The 25,089-nt window shown below is 46.1% G+C and carries 20 protein-coding genes and 1 pseudogene; 6 read left to right on the plus strand and 15 right to left on the minus strand.

Going from position 1 to position 25,089, the window contains the following annotated elements:
- Positions 1-14: 14 nt before the first annotated feature.
- Positions 15-1,589 (minus strand): cytochrome C, encoded by a 1,575-nt coding sequence (locus tag AC4IE7_RS09965; RefSeq protein ID WP_490776685.1) that lies wholly within the window; start codon positions 1,587-1,589, stop codon positions 15-17.
- Positions 1,590-1,621: 32 nt separating this feature from the next.
- On the minus strand, positions 1,622-2,533 hold the full coding sequence (locus AC4IE7_RS09970; RefSeq protein WP_490776686.1) for a hypothetical protein: 912 nt from the start codon (positions 2,531-2,533) through the stop codon (positions 1,622-1,624).
- Between the two features lie 282 nt (positions 2,534-2,815).
- Between AC4IE7_RS09970 and AC4IE7_RS09975 the strand changes: the two genes are divergently transcribed.
- Entirely contained in the window at positions 2,816-4,135 is a 1,320-nt protein-coding gene (locus AC4IE7_RS09975) for an NAD(P)-binding domain-containing protein (RefSeq protein ID WP_490776687.1), read from the plus strand.
- Positions 4,122-6,170, plus strand: a complete 2,049-nt coding sequence (locus tag AC4IE7_RS09980; protein WP_490776688.1) for an ankyrin repeat domain-containing protein — start codon at positions 4,122-4,124, stop codon at positions 6,168-6,170. Before AC4IE7_RS09975 ends, AC4IE7_RS09980 begins: the two co-directional genes overlap by 14 nt.
- A 437-nt stretch (positions 6,171-6,607) precedes the next feature.
- Here AC4IE7_RS09980 and cas2e read toward each other — a convergent pair whose 3' ends face one another.
- The 9 genes and pseudogenes from cas2e to ald all read right to left on the minus strand — a co-directional run bounded on the left by cas2e (position 6,608) and on the right by ald (position 13,939).
- The gene (cas2e, locus tag AC4IE7_RS09985) at positions 6,608-6,862 is read right to left on the minus strand and encodes a type I-E CRISPR-associated endoribonuclease Cas2e (RefSeq protein ID WP_490776689.1); all 255 of its coding nucleotides are present in this window, start codon (positions 6,860-6,862) and stop codon (positions 6,608-6,610) included.
- Positions 6,834-7,025, minus strand: a pseudogene (locus tag AC4IE7_RS09990) (type I-E CRISPR-associated endonuclease Cas1e); the annotation flags it as partial. The gene cas2e and the pseudogene AC4IE7_RS09990, both read right to left, overlap by 29 nt.
- A gap of 20 nt (positions 7,026-7,045) precedes the next feature.
- Complete coding sequence (locus tag AC4IE7_RS09995; protein WP_490776690.1) at positions 7,046-7,231, minus strand: hypothetical protein; 186 nt, start codon at positions 7,229-7,231, stop codon at positions 7,046-7,048.
- Positions 7,232-7,244: 13 nt separating this feature from the next.
- The gene (locus AC4IE7_RS10000) at positions 7,245-7,580 is read right to left on the minus strand and encodes a KilA-N domain-containing protein (RefSeq protein ID WP_490776691.1); all 336 of its coding nucleotides are present in this window, start codon (positions 7,578-7,580) and stop codon (positions 7,245-7,247) included.
- A gap of 25 nt (positions 7,581-7,605) precedes the next feature.
- Positions 7,606-7,962, minus strand: a complete 357-nt coding sequence (gene cas6e, locus AC4IE7_RS10005; RefSeq protein ID WP_490776692.1) for a type I-E CRISPR-associated protein Cas6/Cse3/CasE — start codon at positions 7,960-7,962, stop codon at positions 7,606-7,608.
- Between the two features lie 447 nt (positions 7,963-8,409).
- Complete coding sequence (locus tag AC4IE7_RS10010) at positions 8,410-9,738, minus strand: replication-associated recombination protein A (RefSeq protein ID WP_490776693.1); 1,329 nt, start codon at positions 9,736-9,738, stop codon at positions 8,410-8,412.
- Complete coding sequence (gene lolA / locus AC4IE7_RS10015; RefSeq protein WP_490776694.1) at positions 9,735-10,361, minus strand: outer membrane lipoprotein periplasmic chaperone LolA; 627 nt, start codon at positions 10,359-10,361, stop codon at positions 9,735-9,737. Before lolA ends, AC4IE7_RS10010 begins: the two co-directional genes overlap by 4 nt.
- A 22-nt stretch (positions 10,362-10,383) precedes the next feature.
- Positions 10,384-12,696, minus strand: coding sequence for a DNA translocase FtsK (locus tag AC4IE7_RS10020; protein WP_490776695.1), 2,313 nt, complete (start codon positions 12,694-12,696; stop codon positions 10,384-10,386).
- A gap of 178 nt (positions 12,697-12,874) precedes the next feature.
- Entirely contained in the window at positions 12,875-13,939 is a 1,065-nt protein-coding gene (ald, locus tag AC4IE7_RS10025; protein WP_490776696.1) for an alanine dehydrogenase, read from the minus strand.
- 178 nt (positions 13,940-14,117) lie between these two features.
- Between ald and trxB the strand changes: the two genes are divergently transcribed.
- Positions 14,118-15,083, plus strand: coding sequence for a thioredoxin-disulfide reductase (gene trxB / locus AC4IE7_RS10030; protein WP_490776697.1), 966 nt, complete (start codon positions 14,118-14,120; stop codon positions 15,081-15,083).
- An 84-nt stretch (positions 15,084-15,167) separates the two neighbouring features.
- Here the strand turns inward: trxB and AC4IE7_RS10035 are convergent, their stop codons facing one another.
- Entirely contained in the window at positions 15,168-15,836 is a 669-nt protein-coding gene (locus AC4IE7_RS10035) for a flagellar brake protein (RefSeq protein ID WP_490776698.1), read from the minus strand.
- A gap of 208 nt (positions 15,837-16,044) precedes the next feature.
- Between AC4IE7_RS10035 and aat the strand changes: the two genes are divergently transcribed.
- Both aat and AC4IE7_RS10045 read left to right on the plus strand, forming a co-directional pair.
- Positions 16,045-16,755 carry a leucyl/phenylalanyl-tRNA--protein transferase gene (gene aat / locus AC4IE7_RS10040; RefSeq protein ID WP_490776699.1) on the plus strand — a complete coding sequence of 237 codons (711 nt, stop codon included), beginning with the start codon at positions 16,045-16,047 and terminating at the stop codon, positions 16,753-16,755.
- A complete protein-coding gene (locus AC4IE7_RS10045; RefSeq protein WP_490776700.1) occupies positions 16,749-17,513 on the plus strand; it encodes an arginyltransferase in 765 nt (254 codons plus the stop codon). The genes aat and AC4IE7_RS10045 overlap by 7 nt, the downstream gene beginning before the upstream one ends.
- A 432-nt stretch (positions 17,514-17,945) precedes the next feature.
- Here the strand turns inward: AC4IE7_RS10045 and AC4IE7_RS10050 are convergent, their stop codons facing one another.
- Positions 17,946-18,200 carry a carbon storage regulator gene (locus AC4IE7_RS10050; RefSeq protein ID WP_490776701.1) on the minus strand — a complete coding sequence of 85 codons (255 nt, stop codon included), beginning with the start codon at positions 18,198-18,200 and terminating at the stop codon, positions 17,946-17,948.
- A 1,383-nt stretch (positions 18,201-19,583) separates the two neighbouring features.
- On the opposite strand from AC4IE7_RS10050, the gene AC4IE7_RS10055 reads away from it, so the two are divergent.
- Positions 19,584-20,495, plus strand: coding sequence for a crotonase/enoyl-CoA hydratase family protein (locus AC4IE7_RS10055; RefSeq protein ID WP_490776702.1), 912 nt, complete (start codon positions 19,584-19,586; stop codon positions 20,493-20,495).
- Here AC4IE7_RS10055 and AC4IE7_RS10060 read toward each other — a convergent pair.
- Both AC4IE7_RS10060 and AC4IE7_RS10065 read right to left on the minus strand, forming a co-directional pair.
- Positions 20,478-22,976, minus strand: coding sequence for an ATP-binding protein (locus tag AC4IE7_RS10060; protein WP_490776703.1), 2,499 nt, complete (start codon positions 22,974-22,976; stop codon positions 20,478-20,480). The genes AC4IE7_RS10055 and AC4IE7_RS10060 overlap by 18 nt on opposite strands.
- Before the next feature lie 266 nt (positions 22,977-23,242).
- The gene (locus AC4IE7_RS10065; RefSeq protein ID WP_490776704.1) at positions 23,243-24,952 is read right to left on the minus strand and encodes a B12-binding domain-containing radical SAM protein; all 1,710 of its coding nucleotides are present in this window, start codon (positions 24,950-24,952) and stop codon (positions 23,243-23,245) included.
- Positions 24,953-25,089: the final 137 nt, after the last annotated feature.

Consider the following 25,089-nt stretch of genomic DNA (forward strand, 5'->3'; position numbering starts at 1 on the left):
CCGTTCAGTCTAAATCAGCGAATTTCCGGGTTTTCGAAAGTTTCAGTTGTATGGCAACGATCACAATGGCGTCCAAAGCCACCGCGATGTATATCATCTCCTCGATGACAGCCGTAACAGTGATTTGCCGATTGCTTATGCTCATTCAAATCGGCACGATGACAGGCATGACAAAAGACCTCACCGTGTTTTCCATCCAGTGGAAATTCTGTCTGTTCGTCGTGATCGAAGGTCCACAACATCCAGGCGTTGGGGTTATGACAATCACCACACAGATCACCCATTTTTCCTTCATGGGTGTCATCTTTTTCATGGCAGGACAGGCAGTCGATCTCTGTCTCAGGAAACACCGCGTTGAGATGACAGGACTCACAGGCGGTAACACTATGAATCCCTATCAGTGGGAAGCGTGTAATGTCATGTTCAAAAAAGAGCTTTTCAGTCCAGCCCTTTTCATTGTGACAGTAACCGCAATCCTCACCCAGATCACCTTTATGCATATCTATCGCCCGATGACAGGTAATACAATCAGCATCCTTTAGGTCATCCATAGCTGCCGCTCGATGACAAGCATGGCAGCTTAGATCTTTGTGCTTTCCATTGAGTTCGAATTCGGCATCTTTTCCATGATCGAATTTAACTTTAGTCCAGCTGGAAGCACGATGACAGTCCTGACATTTCTTACCATTACGTCCCTTGTGGTCATCATCTTTCTCATGACAAGCAAAGCAACTCTTTGAAGGTTTCTTTTCGAAGGGGCCACGTGTGTGGCAGGTGTCGCAAGGGACATCTTTATGGCGACCCTCCAGAGCAAACTCCGTATCGGCTCGGTGATCAAAAGTCAGCTCCTTCCACTCTTCCGTACCATGACATTTGGCACATACCTTACCGTAGCGACCATTGTGTCTGTCATTGATCAAGTGACAACCAATACACTCCTTAGGTGTATTCTTGTAGTGATCATCGGCATGACAGAGTTTGCAGTCGAGATCAATATGTTTACCGGTTAATGGATAGTCCGTATCGAGGTCATGATCAAAATCCTGCTTTTTCCAGCCTTTTTCGTTATGGCACTTATCGCACTCTTCACCAAGCTTACCGTGATGCGTATCGTCTGATTCGTGACAATCGAAACAGATTGATGAAGCTTGACTATATTTTTTCAGGTCCTCGGTATGACAGAGTTGACAGGCCAGCACTTGATGTCTTCCACGAAGCTCGAAATCAGTCTGTTTGTGATCAAATGATTCCGTATCAAGATTGATAATATCTCTGTCTCTGCCCTCATGCTCCGTGTGGCACTGCTTACAGTTAGACGATCGCTTTTTTTCGAGTTTGCCATGTAACCCAGTGCCCTGCTCGACATCCTTAGCAATATCCTCATGGTCGTGACATGAGAGACAGCGTTCAACCTGGTCGGCCTTCTTCAGGGTTTCATGACAGCTTTCGCATTTCTCTTCAAACTCGGCATGACCTTCGATTACCGGGCCCGGCATCAACAAAAGATCTAATTTTCCTGCATGACTTTGAGATATCGCTACGAATATCAGTAACAGCAGGCAAGTGACTTGACAGCCAAATCGGTACATAACGAATTTACTGGGAACCGCTTGCTTAGTGATTAGTAGGCATGCACAGCATAGACATGCACAAAACCGGTAATCACCATCATGATGAACAGGGGCATATGCAGTAGATGCCAGATCGCAAAAAGCCTTTCATAGAAATGTAGCTCCTGAACCTGACGAAGAATAGAGCGATGAGTTAATAACATATTTCTAATGCGCAGCTGTTTGCGGCGGACTTTTGCCTTACTCCACCCCTTTCTATGACCTGCAGCCAAAAGCTTCTTGTTCAGGGAACGCATTACTGTGGGATAGAGTCTGGCTGATGTATAGCGCATTTTCAGCCAGTGTCTGGCACTGCTGAATGTTCCAGACGGTGCACTCATCACATCTTTTTCATACTGTTTCATCAGCTCGTGAGCCTTGGGCTGCAGTTCGAAGAGACGCCCTAATTTCTTCTTCAATATTTCTGAATCAGCGTGCAAGGAGGCGAAAGTCGCTTTTTTACCATACAAACCGTAATGGATTCGGGTGTAAAAATAACGGCCAAACAACCCGCTTATTGCCACAATCAGCATACTGTAGAGCGCAACCTGACCATTCATTGAACCAATATGGAAACTGGAGTGCATCATGATCAAGACAGGGCCCATGACACCAAAAACCATATGTAATCTGAACCAGAACTTGACTGTTAGCCATTTGGACATGAAATGAAGTCGCTTACGCATCGGATAGAGCAGTAGTAACAACATCATGCTACCGCCTACGATACCGAGCCAATAGCCCCAGCCAGACTCAGCAGTCCATACGGCTTGTGTATGGTTAAGCCACCCCATATAGAGCAACAACAGGGAAAACAGAGTAAAGCCCAGGGTTGTAATCAGGCCTGCTCTACGTTGCCACGCGGAGAAAAAGCTATCCAATGGTGTCTCATTGACACTATTTGTAAGAGCTGCAGTTTCCATCGACATCACCTATCATATTGGTATTAATTTCAAATATTTAAGTTTTATTAACTATTTTTATTGAGAATGAGAACTGTAATCAGCATTATCTCCACACCACGCCCCTATGATATATTGGGACAAATTTCCCATCCATGAAGAACTTCACAAAAACCAACTTCAGATACAATTATGTTTTCGGCAGAAACCTCAGGGATTGAAATATGTGTGTACAATTTAGGCTGAAATTCCCAGAAACTGTGAAAGGCATCACTTTTTAACCCATCGAGAAGCGATTTAGTAATGCAGTACAGCTTAGATTTTTACCTCATCTACCTGATACCCATACTTTTGGTATGGGCTATATACATTGCGCATAGCAAACGGAAAAGTAAAAAAAATCTTGAGCTCAAAACAGAAGAGTTTGAGGCTGGTCTGACTGAACCGGCCTCTCTTCATCCGTTGATTGATCCAGCGAAATGCATGGGCTGCGGTACTTGCGTGAAAGCCTGCCCAGAACAAGCGAACCACCCTGTATTGGGATTGATTGACAACAAAGCGGAACTGATCGCCCCAACCAACTGCATCGGCCATGGTGCCTGTAAAACCGCCTGCCCCTTCGATGCAATTACCCTGGTATTCGGCACAGAGAGAAGAGGTGTTGATATACCTGTACTACAACCTAATTTCGAAACCAGCATGCCAGGAATATTCATAGCTGGAGAATTAGGCGGTATGGGTTTGATCAGAAACGCCATTGAGCAGGGTTACAAGGCGATGGATCATATCATTGAGACGCTGAAAAAAGAGGATGCTGCTCCAGTTGATTTAGTCATAGTCGGAGCAGGTCCGGCTGGTTTTTGTGCCTCATTGAGAGCCATGGAGAAGAAAATAAAGTATAAGACCGTCGAACAGGAGTCCCTGGGCGGTACAGTCTTCCAGTTCCCCAGAGGTAAGTTGGTTATGACAGCTCCGGTGAAGCTACCCTTCGTCGGTGAGGTTAAATTTACTGAAACAACCAAGGAGAAACTGCTCGAATTCTGGCAGGATGTCGAGAAGAAAACAGGTGTAGAGATCAGTTATCATGAACGGGTGGAAAAGATCACCGCCAATGAAAAAGGTGGTTATGATGTCAAAACAAGTAAGGACACCTACCATACCCAAGCCGTACTGCTGACTATCGGCAGACGTGGCACACCAAGAAAGTTGGGGGTACCAGGAGAAGAGTTGAGTAAAGTCACTTATCGCCTGATCGATCCAGAACAGTATAAGAACCAGCATGTACTGATCGTAGGTGGAGGTGACAGCGCCCTTGAAGCTGCAACCAGTATTGCTGATGAAGATGGTACAACGGTTACCCTATCCTATCGCAGCGGCGCTTTTAGCCGAGCCAAGAAGAAAAATCGGGAAAAGGTGGATCAAGCGGCCAGTACTGGAAAAATCAATCTGCTTCTAAGTACCAATGTCACAGGATTCACTGAAGACAAAGTCACCATCGACAAAGGTGGAGAGAAGATTGAAATTCCTAACGACGCTGCCATTATCTGTGCTGGCGGCATCTTGCCAACTGGCTTTCTCAAAGAGACCGGCATTAATGTGGAAACCAAACATGGAACAGCCTAGATCTAATAGAGTCATCAGAAGAGTGGCACTGGTACTGAGTCTGGTTACATCTGTATTGATCATACCTTTTCCAGCATCATCTGTTGAACATGATGAAGCGGAAGCAGCCATCCGTGTCAGGGATTTTAAATCTGCTGCAGATATCTATAAACAACTGGCTGAGCAAGGCGATGCAGAGGCTCAATTTGCTCTTGGCGGACTCTATCGTGGCGGACGTGGTGTTGAAAAGGACTATGCCCAGGCACTTCAATGGTATTTAAAGGCAGCCAACCAAGACCATATCGAAGCACAGTACACAACAGGAACCATGTATGAAAATGGCTGGGGTGTAAAAGCCAATACTGATCTGGCAAATGAGTGGTATGACAAAGCAGCAATTCAAGGTCATCGACTCGCCAAAAAGAAGATTGAGCATCTCGCAACCTCATCTCCCGTCACTGGATTGAGCGAAGAGCAGGCAGCCGCATTTTTGAATCGAGCAGCAGCTGCAGGAAAAACTGAGACTTTAAAACGCATACTCTCCTCCGGGATCTCTCCTGACACCCGGGATGAGTACAGCCGTAGCGCACTTCATGAAGCCTCTATCAACGGACGCACAGATGCGGTGGAGGTTTTACTCGCTGCTGGTGCAAATCCAAATACCAGTGATAGTCTGGGTGACACACCACTCCATTCTGCATCAGGTCTTGGATATGCAAAGATAGTAAACAGTTTAATCAAAGCTGGGGCCAAACTGGAGACCCTGGATGCCAATGAGAATACGGCATTATTGATTGCTGCTGGCAGAAAACATCTCAAGGTTGTCAATGAATTGCTTCGAGCTGGCGCCAAGGTCAATGCGAAGAATCGCAAGAAACAAACTTCATTGGATGTCGCTCAACTGAGAAACTACAAAGCTGTTGCCAGAAAACTGAAGGCTGCAGGTGGTATCGCTACCCAGACACGCAATAAGACCTCAGACTTCCCGGATCTTGCCAAAATCAGCGCCTCTATAATGCCCACGATGAGTAATCCTGACGATGAGAAGAATCCATTCGCAGGTTGGAGCACACTGCATCTCGCTGCCTGGAGAGGCCAGTTACCCTTGGTTGAAGCTCTACTCAAACAAGGTGAAGAGATTGATACCTTGGATTCTGAGGGCTTGTCACCCTTAAGTCGATCCGTTTGGCAGGGACATGAAGAAGTTATTACCCGCCTGCTTGAACAAGGTGCAGAGACTAACCTGGCAGCACCAGGCAGCCCTACCCCTTTATTGATAGCCAGCCGTGAAAACAACATAAAAGTTGTTACCCAATTGATTGGGCATGGTGCAAAGGTGAATGTATCAGCCAAGCATGGTGTAACCCCACTTCATTTAGCGATCGAACATCAAAACCTTCAACTTGCCAAGCTGCTGATTGAGCAGAATGCCCAGTTATCCAAAGCCACTGATGATGGCATCACAGCGCTTATCCTGGCCGTCCTAAAAGAGCAACCAGAAATCGTCAAGCTACTGCTTACCGAGGGAGCCTCTCCCGATCAAGCAGACAACAAAGGACGAACACCGCTCTATCACGCCATCGACGTTGGCAATAAAGATATTTTTCATCTTCTACTGAATAAGGGTGCAAAGGTCAGTCTACAGGCTAAGGATGGATTGACCCCGATGATGCGAGCTGCTGCTTTTGGCCATGCAGATCTGGTTGAAGTTCTGGTGAAGCAGGTGCAATACATCGACCGTTTAAGTGAAAATGGAAACACCGCGTTGATGTTAGCAGCAAGAAGTGGGTCCCTGAAGACATTGAATATTCTTTTGCGTTACTCCGAACACATGGAGCATCGAAATAATGCGGGAAACAGCGCGCTAATGTTAGCTGCCGAGGAAGGCCATCTAGCAGTAGTCAAACGTTTACTCGAGATGAAAGCCAATGCCCATCACCTGAACCTGAGGCGGGAGAGCGCTACTGATCTTGCAAAACGGGGTAATCATGATGAAGTTGCAGAGTATATCGAGGCGAACAAGGGAAGTGGTGGTCTACTCGATTTTATGCGTTGATTGTGAAGCAGGCCAAAAGAATTCTGAAAAGTACTGGTTCATACACCAAGCAAAATCATAGATCGAATAAGTGCAGCGCCATTTGACAATCACCAAAAGAAACCCGATGGCATTGCGCTTATCCAGTCTACATTACTTCTACCCTATTCCATCATCTGTAAGCGCTCCAATTTATCCCCATGTCTGAAGGGAACACTATCGTAGGGTGGGGCCATGCCCCACCAAAAAGGGTTCATCCCCACACCTGTGGGGAACACCTCAAATATCATTTGGTACTCTAAACTCATCGCGGTTCATCCCCACACCTGAGGGGAACATTCTTAACGTAAGTAGTTATGCCACCGAGGAATTTTTGGCACAAAATATTCTACCAAGGCACCAGGTATAAAATACAGGGGACCACCCCCTATAATGTATCCAAAATGTTAAAGAACGAGCTACTCCTCTATTGGCAGAAATGACACCAAACGCAAGCCATCCATTTCAACTGGTATCCGTCGATTCTTACCCATGGTCTGGAAATCAAACCCGGATTCGGTATTTGTCGCCCAGGCCATGACAATGTTGCCATCTTCTACATCCACTTCCATATATTGCCATAGTGTTTCCCGAACCCTTTTCGAAACATCACCAATATAAACCCCCGCGCGAATATCCAGCAGCCATACCACCAGCTGACAGCACTTCTTCAATCGATGGAATCAGCTTCTTCAACAGCCGGGTTTCACGAAAGATATCTCGACAAGCATGCCGAACCATCTTATCGGGATTGGTTGGGCTATGCGCAGCAATCTTAAAAGCAAACGGAACCACTGTATCGAATTTAAAAAGGTCGGCAATATCGTAAACAAATGACACGGCATAAAGGCCATACATTACTCTTCCATCCCCAGCCGGGGAGTTGTTCTATTCTCAACCAGTATCTTCATTTGACTGATTGCCCGTCTATTCAGACTAACCACCCGCTCCGACTGACTCAAACCCTCCTCAATGAAATGAGCGTTCATGGATTCCAGGTTGGCCAGACACACCAACTGATGCACGTTGGCATGATCACGCATGTTGCCTTTAAGTTTAGGATTTGCATCCCGCCACTGCTTTGCTGTGATACCAAACAGGGCAACATGCGGCTGTTTTTTCGATCCATTGCTTGGGTGTCAGAGTAAAACTGTTCAGACCTGCCTGTTTTCTAAAGTCATCGAATTCGATGACTTTAAAATCCGGGTTATTGAGTTTTCCCCAAATACCAAGAAATTCAATAGTGTTACGGTTTCTCAACCAATTCCCGATGATGACACCCGCTCTCTCAGAATGTTTATATTTTGCAATATCAGTAATACAGATATATTCAAAACTGTTTTTAGTATCTGTGGCAATATCCTGGTCTAGAACCTGAAGTTTTGGTTTCATTACTCCTCCTTGAGAAATATTCATATCAAACAGCAGCCAGTGACAGCATTCCGCAACCGAATGCTTTGGTCGGGCCGATACCTTGCTGTAATAATGACTTAAAAGCAGATGGATTCTTCACATGCAAAACACCCTTGAAAGCATAAGGTTGAATTTTTCCCGGCTTGCTTCCCTTGCGAAAATTTAACGTCAACTGTTTTTCAATATCCACGATGCTTACCAAGGCAGCACCATCCAACTTATGCCGCCACATCCAAACAATGATAAGGCAACAAATGGTAGCTATCATCTTCTCTCGAAGCCTTACCCCAATATTTGAAATATTGCTTAGTCTGTTCCACCCCGTCGCTACTCCCTGTTGAATAAACCCCACCTTATTCATCTATTAATAAATACAGATTGAATGAACTCTTACATGTCAGGTTATGGCTTTAGGTTATACACTACCAAATCCAGTGACTCATTAGATGAGCCTGCAGAAATAATTTTACGACAAGAGTGCTATTCCTACTTTATTTCTCATTGATTGGAGAATACATAATCTGGATGGATAAGCAGAATCCGAGGTAAGAATGGGCTACCTTGGATTTACAAACAGAATAATAATCGGGCTAATATGAGGCTTTTGGGCTTTTGGTGGGGCATGGCCCCACCCTACCAATGTGCAATATTTATTGACTTCTATTTGAAATAGAGCCGTCGGGTGAACAAGCGCAACACATCCGATCTACAATACTCTCCCTGTTGTGCTGAGGCTCCCTTTTTCTCCCGGACTTTTTTATCTTTCCTTTCACCTGTTTTTACCATTTGGAGAGCACTAGAAGTACGATTAATCCTTACTTGCGTCTAAATCCAACTTTCGCAGAAACTCAAGTTTTTCACCGATCTTGATCTCCATACCCCGATCCACTGGATAGTAATATTGACGGCCTTCCAGTGCCTCTGGCATATAGTTCTCTCCTGCAGCATAGGCATGGGGTTCATCGTGGGCATACCGATAGGCTTTACCGTAATCCAGTGTCTTCATTAGCTTGGTCGGTGCATTACGCAGCGCCAGGGGTACTTCAAGAGATCCTGATGTTTTCGCATCGGCCTGTGCTGCCTTCCACGCCATGTAGACCGCATTACTCTTTGGTGCACAGGCCATATAGGCTACCGCCTGGGCAATTGCCAGTTCACCTTCCGGGCTACCAAGTCGTTGCTGAACATCCCAACCATTCAGCGCTAATTGTAAGGCTCTTGGATCGGCGTTACCGATATCCTCAGATGCCATTCTGACTACTCGACGAGCGACATAGAGGGGATCACAGCCACCATCTATCATCCGTGCCAGCCAATATAGTGCAGCGTCGGGTGCAGAACCTCTGACCGATTTATGCAAAGCAGATATCTGATCATAGAAAGCCTCTCCCCCTTTATCGAATCGTCGCAGAGTTCCACTGGCCACCTCTGCAACGACCTCCTCTCCAATCTCTTCTGTTTCGGTTAAATCCGCAGCAATCTCAAGCAGATTCAAGGCGCGCCTGGCATCACCATCTGCTGCATCGGCAATCAGCTTTCTGGCTTGGCTGTCAATCGTGAGCGCCCTCTCGCCTAGCCCTTGCTGTTTATCCTGCAGAGCCTGATCAATAATCTCTTCAATCTCATTTATGGATAAGGCTTTAAGTACATAAGTACGTGCCCTGGAGAGCAGTGCGTTATTCAATTCAAAGGAGGGGTTCTCTGTAGTCGCACCAATAAATACCACAGTACCGTTTTCAACATGTGGCAAAAAGGCATCTTGCTGGGATTTGTTAAAACGGTGTACTTCATCGATAAACAGTACAGTGGGACGTTGTTCCTGCTGCTTGATCAATCTCGCCTGCTCTACAGCAGCACGAATCTCTTTTACACCGGACAATACCGCAGAAAGACTTAGAAAATGTGCACCTGAATGGTCGGCAATCAACCCTGCCAATGTTGTTTTGCCTGTGCCTGGAGGTCCCCAGAAAATCATAGAGTGCAGGCGATCTTCCTCTATTGCGAGTCGTAGCGGTTTGTTTTCAGATATAACGTGATTCTGGCCAACAAATGCCGCCAGACTGCGAGGACGCATACGGTCCGCCAGTGGACGAAACTCCCCACCCTCTGCTTGGGCAAAGAGATCCTGGCTGCTCATAGATCGCCGATCAGGTCGATAAGCGGGGGTGGCTCAAATTCAAACAAGGAGTCACTCAACTCAGGGTTTCTAAGCATGTTATCGAAAAAGAATCGTGTCACCTGTCCGAAATTATCAAACATCTCCATACGCTCAAGACTATTGCCATTGAGGGCCAAACGGACACTGGAAAACTGTGCCTCTTTATCTTTAGGAATCAGTTCAAGCCAGGTCAGGTCACCTTCATCACCAAGCTCATTGATATTAAAATGTTGGCTAATCGGCCCGAGATCGCTTAACAATTGAGCTGGCGTACCTTTCAGAACCGCATCCTGGCTACGATGGGAGACCTGTTCCAATTCAACATCGTGCAACCAGACTCGATCTCCATCGGCAACGATCAACTGTTGGCTGGGTGTCTGATACTCCCAGCGCAACTGTCCAGGTCGTTTTAGATAAAACACACCATTACTGCCGAATACCTGATCATAGTCCGGTTGTTGAAGAGTCTGACGAAAGTCTGCCTTCAGAGTTATCAGATCCTGTAAGAAAGTTTCAAGTTGCTGAATACCTTTGCCTGCCCAGATCGGTTGGGAGAAACAGGTGACAACAATCAGTAGCAATGCACTCAGGCGCATCCTCATTAATTACTCCGTCTTAATAGACTCAATCTTTTGGCGGTGGCGGAGCCAATACTGTGCGGGTGCCATTGTTTTCTGCAGGACCGACAACACCAGTGCGTTCCATCTCTTCAATCATTCGGGCCGCACGGTTATAACCAATTTTCAGTCGACGCTGTACACCGGATATCGACGCCCTACGTGTTTCGGTCACAATCTGGACAGCCTCGTCATAAAGAGGATCTGAGTTTTCAGTGTCTCCACTTTCTGCGGGAAAACCGGGAACTGACTCCGTTGCTTCTTGCAGAATCTCTTCCAGATAATCGGGTTGTCCAGCCGCCTTCAGATGCTTCACCACCCGATGCACTTCATTGTCATCGACAAAGGCACCATGCATACGCTGAGGTATGTTACTGCCTGTCCCCATGTAGAGCATGTCACCATGACCAAGCAGATGCTCTGCACCCATCTGATCGAGTATCGTCCGAGAATCAACCCTCGATGAGACCTGGAAGGCGATTCTGGTAGGTATGTTTGCTTTGATCAGACCGGTTATCACATCAACCGAAGGGCGCTGTGTAGCCAATATCAGGTGAATACCTGAGGCCCTGGCCTTTTGCGCCAATCTTGCAATTAACTCCTCCACCTTCTTTCTCGCCATCATCATCATATCGGCAAGCTCGTCGATAATGACCACAATGTACGGGAGAGGTTCCAGAGTGGGATGGGCCATCGCTTCAATAATCTCTGTAGGCTCCGGCTGAAATAGAGGATCTTTTATCGGCTCGCCTTTTTTGATCGCATCTTTCACCTTACGATTATAGCCAGTAATATTTCTTACTCCGAGACTGGCCATTAGTCGATATCGACGCTCCATCTCTCCAACACACCAGCGCAAGGCATTTGCCGCCTCCTGCATATCGGTGACTACCGGGGTCAATAGATGGGGAATCCCCTCATAAACCGAAAGCTCCAGCATCTTCGGATCGACCATGATCATGCGCACTTCGTCTGGCTTTGCCTTATAAAGCAAACTGAGAATCATGGCATTGATTGCAACTGACTTACCGGAACCGGTGGTTCCTGCTATCAGGGCATGGGGCATTTTCCCAAGATCGGCACACATGGGATTGCCAGAAATATCCTTACCCAATGCCAAGGTGAGCGGTGACTTAGACTGCTCATAAGTCTCAGACTGCAATACTTCACTGAGAAAGACCATTTCGCGATATTCATTCGGTATCTCGAGCCCGATCACTGACTTACCCGGTATCACTTCAACGACACGCACAGCAACCGTTGAGAGGGCGCGAGCAAGATCTTTGGATAAACCGCTTATTTTGCTGACCTTGGTGCCCGCTGCCAGTGATATTTCATACAGTGTGACTACCGGTCCGGGATGAACTGCAACCACCTGGACCTCAATATCAAAATCAGCAAACTTCAACTCTACCTGACGCGACATTGCCTGGAGTGCTTCCTGTGAATAGGCCTGTACGGTCTGTTTAGCTGGATCAAGCAACGCCAAGGGAGGGAGTTCGCTATTGGGATCTGCCTCAAACAATGGAACCTGCCGCTCTTTTTCAACCCGCTCACTGGGCTTGGGCGCATTGATAACCGGCTCAATTCTTAATTGCTTGCGTGATTTATCCTTTTTTTGCTCTTTTTTGATCAGATCAACACGCTCTTGTCTAGCCTGTTTCGCTGCATGACGCTCTTTCCAGGCTAATGTGACACTTTGGAGTTTGTGGGTAACCCTCAGCACCAGCCCTCCGAGAAAATCCATAACTGTGAACCAGGAGACCCCGGTAAAAAGAGTAAATCCACTGAGAAACAACGCCAGCATCAACAAGCTGCTGCCTGAACGGCTGAAAGCAGCCTCAAAATGTCCACCAAGCAGGGTTCCAAGTGCGCCACCTGTACCTGTTGGTAGATGATTCACCAGGTGGTTCGTATGCAGTGCGGCCAAAGCACAACCGGATGCCAGGGTTATGAAAAATCCCAACCAGCGCACCAATACCAGATTCATATTCACTGAATCATCGGGATTGCGACGACGGAAGACCAACACTGCACTCCAGCTGAGCATAATAGGAAACAGATAGGCAAAAATGCCAAACAGGTATAGAAATACATCTGCAAACCATGCACCAGCAGGGCCACCTGAATTAATGACCTTGGACTCTGACCCGGTATAAGACCAACCTGGATCGAGGGGGGAATAGCTAAATAACGAAAGCAGCAGGTAACCACTGAGGCAGAACAGACTCCACATGACACCCTCTCTCATGGCATGACTGACATGAGTTTGAAAGGCACTTTGTGCAGGTGTTTGTTGGCTCTTCGCCTGTGTCGCCATAGTTTCGTCTCAACCTTCAGGAGTACCCTCTCGGGTCGTTTCTGAAACAATCTCCTGGAAAATATACTGTACTCTGGGATCTAACTCAGCGGTGTTGATCCCAAGCTGTGAAATATATTGTGATAATAACAATTATCTTTTCTAAATTATATAGTTACATATAATTGTTACTCTGATTTCAGAGGTATTGTTCACGTAATACTGGATGGACCAACTCTCCATCTTCGAGGTTAACAGCAGCAGCCAATCGGGAATCTTTTCGCCAATCAGCCATCACCAGCCTGTTCAAATAGGGCATCATCGATGCTGACAGTGCCTGGCTGGCACTTCTCGGGACAGCCCCTGGCATGTTAGTAACGCAGAAGTGGGTGACACCTTCAACTGTATATATCGGATTTTCATAAGTTGTTGGTCGTGTTGTCTCAATACATCCACCCTGATCGACTGAGATATCCACCACCACACTACCAGGCTCCATTGTCGTGATCTGATCTCGACTAATGACTTTCGGCGCTTTTGCTCCTGGAATCAAAACTGCACCAATTAAAAGGTCAGCGCTCGCCACTGCCTCACTCACCGCATCCTTATAAGGATATAGGGTTGTCACATTTTTCCCCATCTCCCGTAGCACACCCATGCGCTCACGCAGACGATCGAATACGGTCACCCTGGCCCCCATCGCTGCCGCCAAAGCTGCGGCATTGCCTCCGGCCTGACCACCACCGAGAATCACCACATGTCCTGGTTCCGCAGCAGGTAGACCACCAAGCAACAGCCCCTTGCCGCCATGTTGGTGATGTAACAGTGTTGTACCATTTTGCACTGCAAGACGTCCGGCAATATCACTCATTGGTGCTAAAATAGGCAGACCTCCCCCCTCTTCCACTGTTTCAAATGCGATCCCGGTAACCCCTGATTCCAGCAACCGTCGGGTCAAGGATTCATCTGCGGCAAGATGCAAAAAACAGAACAGTAGCTGCCCCGCTCTAAGCATTTCGGGCTCATCGCCATAGGGCTCTTTGACTTTGACCACCAGTTCCGCATGGTGGTAAATCTCTGAGGCACCTTCGACAATCGTCGCACCACCATTAATGTAAGCCTGATCCGGATAGCCACTTGCCACCCCTGCACCACTTTGCAGAATCACCTCATGGCCAGCACCTACAAGCTCTGAACAGGCATCAGGCACCAGACCGACTCGCCCCTCCAGGGGTTTAATTTCTGTTGGGATACCAATTTTCATAGGCTAAATCTCATGGTGATTCTTTACCCAGGGGGTATGATTCCGTAGTATTCCCGCATTCTTTATTTAAGACTTGAACGCGGGTCACCGATTTCATGACTCTAAGTTCCTCAAGTCTCAGAAATTTTCATGGTCTGCCCCTTAATAACCGGGCACATTCCGAGTGGAGTAAGTATACATGAGCGAAACCAAGCATTGCCGCCTCTTGATCCTCGGTTCAGGCCCTGCCGGCTATACGGCAGCAGTCTACGCCGCACGTGCCAACCTGGAGCCTGTTCTGGTCACAGGCATGGAACAGGGTGGACAATTAATGACCACAACTGAGGTTGACAACTGGCCTGGCGACAACGAAGGGGTTCAGGGTCCAGATCTCATGGAGCGTATGCGTCAACACGCTGAGCGTTTTAATACTGAAATCATTTTTGACCATATAAATAAAGCGGAATTGGGCCAGCGCCCATTCCGCCTGACAGGTGATCAAGCTGTCTATACCTGTGACGCTTTGATCATCTGCACAGGCGCATCAGCAAAATATCTTGGCCTCGAATCGGAGCAGGCTTTCCGTGGTCGCGGCGTGTCTGCTTGTGCTACCTGCGATGGTTTTTTCTATAAAAAACAAAAGGTAGCAGTAATTGGCGGCGGTAATACAGCTGTGGAAGAAGCCCTCTATCTATCCAATATTGCCTCTGAAGTGGTGGTGGTACATCGTCGAGATCAGTTCCGTTCTGAGAAGATCCTTTCAGATCACCTGAAGAAAAAAGCTGAAGAAGCCAATGTAACCATCGAATGGGATCATGTACTCGATGAAGTGTTGGGTGATCAATCAGGGGTCACAGGGATGAGAATAAAAAATGTCAAAGATGACTCTACCAAAGAGATCGACTTGCAAGGGGTTTTTATCGCGATTGGCCATAGTCCGAACACCGCTCTGTTTGAAGGTCAGTTGGAAATGAACAATGGTTATTTGAAGGTTGCTGGTGGTCTTGAAGGCAATGCCACAGAGACCTCCATCTCAGGTATCTATGCTGCTGGTGACGTCATGGATCACGTCTATCGCCAGGCTATCACCTCTGCGGGTACCGGCTGCCAGGCCGCACTCGATGCCGAACGCTTCCTGGATGCACTCGAAGCAAAATCCGAATAATCCCCAATATCAATTCAGCTACTCCTGGTTTCTTTCTATGGAAACCAGGAGATCAAACCCTGTTTGAATCGACCTGCACTCTGTTCATCCGCGTTCGCGAGCGATACTCCCAAGCACATAGGAGCAGAGTATCAATTGCTGAAATCTGTTAAGCCCTCGAAACTCCAATCCATGTGAATAGCGTATACTTCCATCCAGGGCAGCGGTCTCCCGAATATTCCTTATCACTGCCAACACCTTCAGAACATCACTTCCGCCACATACCGAGAGCGTCTGACTGACATGTATTACAGAGCCGACTGCACCTAGCTCCTTAGTGTCTATCACCCTGGCACCTGTACTGCTGATATCGGAAATAATAACCTTCCGTTGCAAATCCTCCCCAGATCCCCCTTGGGGCTTGATTACGATAGCTGGTAGTTCAGTCGGTACCCGAGGGGCATTTCTGACAACTGCACTTTCGACATCATCGGGATAGGCCAGGTGGATGTGGGGATAGGGTTTTGAGGAGACATGGAGCACTCGAGCAACGAAACCGAAAATATTACTACCTTGAAGCATTCTTACAGTAAAACTCTGGCCGTCACGGATAATAATCGGATTACCACCCTTTCTTGGTGTAGTAATCACCAGGCTTTGGCCGGGTAAAAAACCAACAAGGGTAGCTGAAAAACGATCCTGGATTTCAGAAGGTGGTGCAAACTGTAACTGCAATACATCACCAATTTGCAGGTGTTTGACAGCGTCGGACAATTCAATACTCCAATCTAAAATTCATAATAACAGGTCAGGCATAGATATAATGGTTAGCCAAAATTTCTTAGTTACATACAATAGGCTCTATCCAGAATATCCCAACATTTTACATTAACCATACATCTAACCGGTAAATAATGTGGATTTTTTATTGATGGTGCAAGTGCCTGTTATGATTATATAAAACATTAGATGCAAACAAACCATGATTTTTTTACTAGACGACAATCCGAATACCCCTTTCCCGGATGTCTCCCTGGCCGAAAAAGAGCCTGACGGATTACTCGCTGTTGGAGGTGACCTGACACCTCAGCGGCTTATCCAGGCCTATCAACTGGGAATCTTTCCCTGGTTCTCAGAGGGAGAACCTATACTCTGGTGGTCCCCTGATCCCAGAACGGTGCTCTATCCAGAAAAGCTTAAAATCAGTCGTAGTCTGCGCAAAACTCTTCGCAATAATGGCTATAGTGTATCCTTTGACCAAAGGTTTGTTGATGTCATCAATGAATGTGCAGCACCGAGAGATGACTCGCCTGGTACCTGGCTTGTGCCTGAAATGATCGATGCCTATTGCACGCAACACAAACTGGGGCTTGCCCATTCAGTTGAGGTTTGGCAGGACAATACTCTTGTGGGTGGTTTATATGGCATGGCAATAGGCCGCGTCTTTTTCGGGGAGTCGATGTTCAGCCGAGCCAGTAATGGTTCAAAGGTTGCACTGGTCTATCTTAGCCATCAACTTAAAGCGTGGGGATTTAAAATGATCGACTGCCAGGTTTACACAAGACATTTGGCAAGTTTGGGTGCAGAAGAGATTCCAAGAAAACAGTTTTGCCAGGATCTCTATAGCTGGACTCGACTCGATGGCCAGGTGGGTAGCTGGTCTGATATTGAGCCCGTATTCAAGCCATGCTAGATAATCCTGGCTTTACACAAGAAGATGCCTATGCGCTCTATATGAGCCAGGTGCATGATTGCTCCTATCTACCTGGGGAAGAAGCGAGAAACCTGTTTCTAGACCCTATGGCCAAGGTAACTCCAGAACTCTATCAACAGTTGATTGACAGAGGATTCAGACGCAGTGGCTGTTATCTCTACCAACCAGCCTGCCCACAATGCAACGGGTGTGTCTCTCTAAGAATCCCGGCTAACAGTTATAAACCATCCCGTAGTCAGCGTAGAAACTGGAAAAGCAATGCAAGTCAGTTCCAGGTATCAGTATTAGACTCAAGTTTTAGCGAAGAGCACTATCAACTCTATAAACGTTATCTTCTGAATAGGCACCCTGATGGCGCAATGGCATGCAACAGTCCGGGTCAATATACACAGTTTTTAACCTGTGATTGGGCTGAAACTCAATTTATTGAATTCAAAAAATCAGGACAATTGGCAGCTGTTGCAGTCAGTGACCAATTACTTCAAGGCACCTCATCTGTATACACCTTTTATGATCCTGATTTTACACAGGAGGGCCTTGGTGTATTTGCCTTAATCTGGCAGATATACAATGCGAGGGAGAGAGGACTGGATTGGGTCTATCCAGGATTCTGGATAGAGGCATGCGCGAAAATGAGTTATAAATCCCGTTTTCGTCCTTTTGAGGCATGGACAGGTCAACAGTGGATCAGTCACACAACTGTTAGCGAGCCTGATAGACAACCTATAGATAAATAATGGCAGCGCTGTCATCCACTGCCCCAAAATAATTTATTAACCTGGCGATCAAATAGATTCACTTTTTGGCTGAAGTGCTCCTGTTTACAACGAGAGATCAAAACCTGCCGTTTAAGAGATTGCATGGCCATCTTCACAGATAACGTCATACCATAGGTTAACCGTATGGTTGTAATATTATTCTGATCGACTGGAAACTGTTAAAAACGTCACCCACATAGCGCAGAAATACCCATCTCCATTAAGGATCCTCTGATCAATTCTGGATCGAGAATAAGGTGAGATGAAAGGTTCTGGTTTAAGGCGAAAAGCGCGCTTGATAGTCCGCTATTGAGAAGCTTTTTTACACAAAACCAGAGCCTTTCAGCTACCAGATACCGATTCACAAATTGATCAGAGGCTCCTAAAACTAATGGAGATGAATTTCCAGAACTATTTCATATCTGTAACAAGCTTCTTTCGTCGTGGCTTATAGGTTACTTGTGGCTCTCTCTTTTTCGGTGACTTAGCTTCTGATTGTATTGATGGTGCACTCATGCGATGAGCAAGTTCTTCGCGTAAAATCAATACTTCAGCTGGCGCATCAATTCCAAATCTGACATTCCCATTATTGACACTTAATATCTTGAGTGTTACAGCCTCCCCGACTTGTAATGATTGATTCAAATGCCGAGTAAGTACCAGCATCAGCTACCTCCTTGAGCAATTATTTTTTTGATATCTCATTCCATCCATAACATGACAATCAACTGATCTATTAAATAACCAATATCTCTAAAATATATCAGACGATGACAACCTTAATCATACATCACTAATTCAGCATATCCAGTAAAGTCAATGTAATTATAGTTAATGTTTTAAGATCTATATTCGAATAAACAGCATATATTTTGATGAATTTTATTGGTGAAAGAAAAACTCATTGTTTAATTCCAAGACAGAGAAAAAGCATTTCACTTACTTGGTATATTAGTCCCAAAATATAGCTGATTTACTGGTTAATACGGATATAATTTTTATTATAAATTGAGTGGAGGAGTTACACGAATAATCGGCCCTACTTATTCAGTAAATATTCAAAATATGATAGTTACAAACATAAATTATTCAATAACGACATCACAATTATATTGAGTCTAAGTAAAATAGTTTTTAATGGTATCTCCTGCCTATACTTTCAGAGATTCATTTTCTACACAAGCTATAAATTATAGAGATACAGTTGTAAATCGCACTCTATCTACAGCTAACTTCTGAATATGCCTGAGCCCAATAGATAGTCGATCGAAAATTACAATTCAAGACATATCGCAGCTTTTTTTAAGATTTACTGACTTCTCACAGATTGAATATTACGGCAATGATCCTAAAACATAATCAGTTAACCACGCCATTCTAATAGCAGGTTCCTGATTTAGTAGATAATAGCTTCGATGCAGATGGTCACCTATTGGGTGATTCACGCTACAACATGAATTGCACCCTTATGGTGACGCATGGCATTGTTGCAACTCCTTGGAATGGCTGGCTATTCCGCATCGTTGCACACTGTGCCGGAATGCACATGTGTCGCTGGCTCATGGATGTGCAGGAGCGAACCTTACCCTGCACCACCACAAGCGCACACTCTACGCTGTCCAACTGTTTTTTAGAATTCTACCTTGACTAATAATTATTACATTGTTCAATTAATAATTACTATTTTAGACTTGTACTGAAAATTTCCGGCCTGTTAATTTGCAATTTTTGTTTGAATAGTTTTTTTCATTGATCCAAGCACTAATTTGAGTATGTGACCACGCTTTTATCCCTTCACATATTCAACATTCTAAGGCTTCAATTCACGATTCTTCGAAATTCTTGATCTAACCTACTACAAAGACTACCAGTTACTTCCTAAACTCTGTTAAGAAGTTCACCGACGATCACCGGCGCTTCGAAAACCTGTTAGTACTGTATAGATATCCAGTGATATGTTTTCATCTTAATGTGAGCAACAGCCGCAGTTCTCTGAAGATGTGTTCACAGGCTCATGTCTAATTACAACCGAATACCTAGAGGTACACTATGGACATTACAACTCTCTCCTCTCACATAAAACAGCCCACATTGCAACATGCCAGTCTTGAAATGCAAGAATCGATCAGATGCGCGATATTACGCATGACCCCATCTCCAAGACCCTGTTTCACACCAGAACTGCTTGAGGATATCAAATCCTTTCAGGCTTATATGGGACAACGTATTGCAGAAGATTATGCCAGCAAAAATCAGTCTGACTGGGATTATGTTGTACTCGCATCAAATGACAACTCGACTTTTAATCTAGGAGGAGATTTAGCCCTGTTTGTAGAGCTTATCGAAACCAAAGATCGAGAAACACTTATGAACTATGCTCGAGCCTGCATAGATGGTGCCTTTGGTTTCCACAGCCATCTGAATCAACCCGTAACCTCTATTGCCTTGGTTGAGGGCAATGCACAGGGCGGAGGTTTTGAGGCAGCCTTATCGTGCAACGTTATCATCGCAGAGCAAGGCACACATATGGGATTTCCGGAAGTACTATTTAATATGTTTCCAGGGATGGGAGCCTACAGCTTTTTATCACGAAAAGTCGGCCCCGGGTTAGCTGAGCGTTTGATCTATAGTGGCGACCTTTACACTGCTGAAACACTTTATGAGCTTGGCGTAGTAGATGTACTGGCAGAGCGTGGTGCCGGAGTTGAGGCCTTGGCGAACTACGTTCGAACTGCTCAGCGTCGCACCAATGCAAACAAATTACTTCGTCACGTTCGACAAACCTATAATCGGGTGCCTTATGAAGAGCTGCTTTCGATTACCACTCAGTGGGTAGATGCAGCCCTCAGTCTAAAGCATAGTGAAATCAGTATAATGCAGCGACTGGTACGCGCTCAGAATAGACGCGCTAGAAAGCAATCTGAGGCTGTTGATTTACAACCGCTACGACAAGTGACTTGAGTCAGATACATCAGCAATCCGAGCCTGCAGGTTGCTCCGCACAGCACGATAAGCCGATTCGACAGGCGCCAAGGGGTCCATCGGGCCCCGGGGTGCTCCCTGCAGTATCTCCTGTTCCAACTCCCGGGCTCGTTGAGCCAATTGATAGGCCCCTAAACCTAAGGCAGCACCTTTGAGACCATGAGCAAAATCCGCCGCCTGAAACCACTCCCCCTTGTCAACCGCCTGCCTCAATTCTGACAAAAGAGATTCGGCATCCTGATAGAAATTATCGACTAACCCTACTATTCTCGGGCCGGTTCCCATTAACTCTGAAAGTTCCTTGAAGATCTCCTCGTCTATCAGTGCCTCTTGAGATTCATCCCCTATTTCTAAGATTGGATTAGCAACCTGTGACTCCCCCACACTAAGAGTTTGCTGCATCAACAGTTCCTGAACTACTGTCTGCAAGACTTGTCCCCGCAATGGCTTACTCAGATATTTTACACCCAGTGTCCGACAAGCGGCTTTCGCCTCATCACTGACATTTGCGGTAAGTAAAACAAATGGCATACTATTTCGATTGCCACTCATGTGACGAAACAGCTTGATAATGTCTAACCCTCCATGTCCCGGCATCATCATATCGACAATTGCCAAATCGAAATTTTGAACCTCAAGTACATCAAGCGCTGCTATACCATCATCAACCACCGTCACCTTGTGACCATCCTGTTCGAGAAAACTTCTAGTCACAAGCTGATTGGTTAAATTATCTTCTGCCACCAGAATCCGGCCTTTTTTGAACGCTTTTGCTGGGGTAGTGGGTTTCTCCTCTTGTTGCGGGGTTTGTTTGTCGAATGTTGCAGTCTGAAAACCACGCAAAAATCTATAAAGCTGCTGTTTTTCCAATGGCAGGTTCAACGAACCTACATAACCAGCACCCTGAGGGTTGAAGTTTAATTTACTCATATCGGTGAGCAATAGCAGATCCCTGTCCACCAACCCTGGATACTCTTCAATCAGTGTGGATGGATGCGGTAGAGCACGTGCATCCAGTAAGACGACAGACTCATCAATAGCCGCGGTCACACCCAGATCCACAGCACAGTCGATGCCCCACTCGCTAAACCATTCTCGTAACAGCCCTATCATCAACGCATCATGACTGATAACACGTACTCCAGAGGGAATATTGAGTAATGAAAACTGCTCAACCGTATCTTGCCGCTGACAATTGAGCAGCAGAGAAAAACAGCTACCTCGTCCTACTTCACTCTTAACAGAGAGGTCACCACCCATCAACTCTGTTAGCTGCTTCGCTATGCTCATGCCAAGCCCTGTACCACCAAAGCGCCTGGTTATCCCTTCATCTTCCTGTCGAAACGGCTCAAAAATATAGGCTTGAGCCGTTTCTGAAATACCAATCCCGCTATCAATCACTTCCAGTCGTAATCTGACTCTATTCTCTTCTACCTTCTCAGCAGAAACAGTTAATTCCACCCTGCCCTGTTGAGTGAATTTTACAGCGTTGCTGACCAAATTAACCAACACCTGGCGCAGGTGAAGCTCATCACCAATCAAAAGATACGGACAGTTAGGATCAATTTTTCGCTTTAGCAGTAGTTGTTTACTACTCGCAGCATATTCGAATAATCCCACCACACCATTGATCAATGCATGCAGATCAAACGGTGCATTTGTAAGGGTAATTCGCCCAGCTTCTATCTTGCTGATATCGAGTACATTCTCGATCAGGTGCATCAATGATGCTGCTGATGATTGCGCGCCATGAACCAATGAACTCTGCTTCTCTTCCAAAGGTGTGTTACTCAGTAACTCCAGCAATCCAACTACACCATTGATTGGTGTGCGTATTTCATGGCTCATATTGGCTAAAAACTGACTCTTAGCCTGATTAGCTGCTTCCGCTGCTGACAAAGCCCGGGATAACTTCGCTAAAAGCGAGGCAATATACATTGGCAATACTATTAACCCAATCCATAAACCCCAACCTGTCTTGGGGTCTGCATGCCAATCTTCATTGTATTGAAGTACTAAAAAAAAACCGACCGCAGCCATAGCTGTCGATGCTGCCAGATAGCGATTGCCGTATCTCAGACCATACCCGGAAGAGACCCAGAGATAGACAATATAGAGTGGCGTCATAATCTCCCCATAGTAGAAAAGGAGATAGGTAATCATGCCCATATCGCCAAACATGCAAACTACACGTCGAGGGATGGATATCCCTGGATTAACAAAGATTGCTGCAATCATTATCAGGGAGAAGGCAAGAAAAAGGGTGAGGATAGTCAGGCCATGAAAGGCTGACTCGGAAAGCCCGCCGAATATTGAAACGACTGCCAGGTAGAGCAGCACCAACAATACAATCGCAACCCGAACGAAAGACTGTTCATGCTCAGAGTCCGGCCTGTTTTCGAACCTGGCTTTTATTCGCTGTAGCAGCGTATGGCGTTGTACTTCATCATTGATATCCATGGCCATGAGCCTCGTTTATAGCAACTTATCAGGGCTCTCCGGGGCATTAGATTTCTTACCCAAACTCAAGAGAACGGCCTAACCTTTCAGAAAGCGTATTAGCCCATCTCCGGTTTTACACTTCCAATTCAACTACGATCAAATGAGCTGTGGGTGGGTTAATGCTTAACACTATCATAGCGCTTAAAATCTGTGAGATCGAATAACCGCCCCAAGTCAGCAATGCAATAATTTTCTGAGCCCAGCATAAAACCTAATAGTGGTTTTCAGGCATCAAGCTGAATAATCTCTACCGGCTTCCCCTTTTTATGCTGCCTTGGCCATAGTGCATAGTGACCTGCAGCAAAATTCTGCCCAGATTGTCTGTTTATCAGCAGCGCCCCCTCTGCAGTTAAACCGAGAATCGGCAACCGCCTGCGACTCCCCTGCACTGTAAACTGTTCACTCACTACCAACCTGTCAGCGATCCATCTGGGCGTCTTACCGTTCACCAAACTGAACTGAGAGTAATCCCAAAGCAACCACTCCTCTAGGTTTGGAGATCTTTCAAGATAGGGAGCAATGAAGTCACACAGGTAGCCAAAAAGGGAATCAGGTTGTAGGTTGTCTCTTGCCAATCCGTGTCCTGATACTTCCAGCAGGCGATCCAGGCAGAAGCTTAGACTATCTGAGAAACAAGATCTCACAAGACCGGCTAACGTGTTTCGCATCAAGCCGCTGTTATAGAGACGCTCTAGTAGCTCAGCATAGCGTTTAAATTGCGCTATCTCTTTGAATCCTAAAGAAGGGTTAGCTAGAACCTCATAGGGAGGCTGCGTATCCCAGCGATAACCCAAATGCCTAGCCTGAGTATGCAGGGGCGTCCCAGGCAACAACTTTAAAATACCCAATTGCAAGTGATCCGGAGAGAGTTTGAAAGTCTGATCCAGGGAACTGGCACACTGAATACTGCTCTCCCCTGGTAAGCCAACAATCAGGTCAAGATGAACAGGGTGCCGTCGCATCTCAATCAGTTGGCGAATATTCTCTAGCGCCTTAGTCACATCCATACGACGATCGATTCTGCTAAGCACATCGACATCCAGTGTCTGCAGGCCGATCTCAAATTGGAATTTCCCAGCATCCGCTTGACTAAAGATGGTCATTGCTTGCTCAGAGATACGGTCAGGATTAAGTTCAAGGTGGAAGCGTAACCCCGGTGGGGTATCAGCAAATCGTTTTAGTAGTTCTGTAGTTCGTTGTTTACCAAGATGAAAGCTACGATCTAGAAGCTTTATTGTTTTGTTCGACAGCTGTTCGAGCACCTTCAGATCAGCTTCGACCCGCTCCATGGGAAATGCTCTAAGACGATCCGTTGCGCTGGTACAGAATGTACATTGATATGGACACCCTCTGGAGGTTTCCCAATAGATCAGAGATTTCCCCCCTTCAAATAATCCGTTTGAAAGGGTAGCGGGTATTTTCTCTACTGGAAGTAGCCGAATTGGGTTTTCGCGTATGAGACCTTGATCTCGGTAGACTAACCCTGAAACCGCCTCATAGGTACCATCACTCTGAAACAAAACCCTCATTAAATCTGAAAATGCCTCTTCCCCCTCCCCCGCTATAACAAAATCGAGCTCTGATATAGCCGAGAGTAACTCTACCCCCCTGGCCCCAGCTTCAGGCCCCCCAAACAAGATCCGCACATCTGGTAGTAACTGCTTGATTAGACGTGTTAAACGAATGCTGGCAGCTATATTCCAAAGATAGGTGGAAATTCCCAGGATTTGTGGCTCGTAGTCTACAAGTTGCTCTATTAAGGCCTGATGGCTGGTATTCACCAGGGTTTCAAACAGTTGCATCTGGTGAGGACAACTCCAGCTGTCGGCATAGGCCGCTATGGATTGAAGTGCCAGTGAGCTATGGCTATACCCAGCATGAAGCCCAACCAGAGCAACTTTGGGGAGGTTTTCAGTATGATTATTATGTGACAATTTTTTGATCCATGCCGGGTGTAAGCAAGCGGGAGAGCCCCACTATGAGTTGGCTGAACCCTCAATCAGTTTACCTAAAGGATTCGAACCCAATGAAGTCGACCGACAACCACCACCTATTGCTAATTTGTTGAGAT

Source organism: Candidatus Thiodiazotropha sp. AKAK3 (assembly GCF_058244645.1).

Coding starts and splice junctions, on each gene's coding strand:
- AC4IE7_RS09965 (WP_490776685.1), bottom strand. CDS start 1,589: ATGTACCGATTTGGCTGTCAAGTCACTTGCCTGCTGTTACTGATATTC.
- AC4IE7_RS09970 (WP_490776686.1), bottom strand. CDS start 2,533: ATGGAAACTGCAGCTCTTACAAATAGTGTCAATGAGACACCATTGGAT.
- AC4IE7_RS09975 (WP_490776687.1), top strand. CDS start 2,816: ATGCAGTACAGCTTAGATTTTTACCTCATCTACCTGATACCCATACTT.
- AC4IE7_RS09980 (WP_490776688.1), top strand. CDS start 4,122: ATGGAACAGCCTAGATCTAATAGAGTCATCAGAAGAGTGGCACTGGTA.
- AC4IE7_RS09995 (WP_490776690.1), bottom strand. CDS start 7,231: ATGCGTGATCATGCCAACGTGCATCAGTTGGTGTGTCTGGCCAACCTG.
- AC4IE7_RS10000 (WP_490776691.1), bottom strand. CDS start 7,580: ATGAAACCAAAACTTCAGGTTCTAGACCAGGATATTGCCACAGATACT.
- cas6e (WP_490776692.1), bottom strand. CDS start 7,962: ATGAATAAGGTGGGGTTTATTCAACAGGGAGTAGCGACGGGGTGGAAC.
- AC4IE7_RS10010 (WP_490776693.1), bottom strand. CDS start 9,738: ATGAGCAGCCAGGATCTCTTTGCCCAAGCAGAGGGTGGGGAGTTTCGT.
- lolA (WP_490776694.1), bottom strand. CDS start 10,361: ATGAGGATGCGCCTGAGTGCATTGCTACTGATTGTTGTCACCTGTTTC.
- AC4IE7_RS10020 (WP_490776695.1), bottom strand. CDS start 12,696: ATGGCGACACAGGCGAAGAGCCAACAAACACCTGCACAAAGTGCCTTT.
- ald (WP_490776696.1), bottom strand. CDS start 13,939: ATGAAAATTGGTATCCCAACAGAAATTAAACCCCTGGAGGGGCGAGTC.
- trxB (WP_490776697.1), top strand. CDS start 14,118: ATGAGCGAAACCAAGCATTGCCGCCTCTTGATCCTCGGTTCAGGCCCT.
- aat (WP_490776699.1), top strand. CDS start 16,045: ATGATTTTTTTACTAGACGACAATCCGAATACCCCTTTCCCGGATGTC.
- AC4IE7_RS10045 (WP_490776700.1), top strand. CDS start 16,749: ATGCTAGATAATCCTGGCTTTACACAAGAAGATGCCTATGCGCTCTAT.
- AC4IE7_RS10050 (WP_490776701.1), bottom strand. CDS start 18,200: ATGCTGGTACTTACTCGGCATTTGAATCAATCATTACAAGTCGGGGAG.
- AC4IE7_RS10055 (WP_490776702.1), top strand. CDS start 19,584: ATGGACATTACAACTCTCTCCTCTCACATAAAACAGCCCACATTGCAA.
- AC4IE7_RS10060 (WP_490776703.1), bottom strand. CDS start 22,976: ATGGATATCAATGATGAAGTACAACGCCATACGCTGCTACAGCGAATA.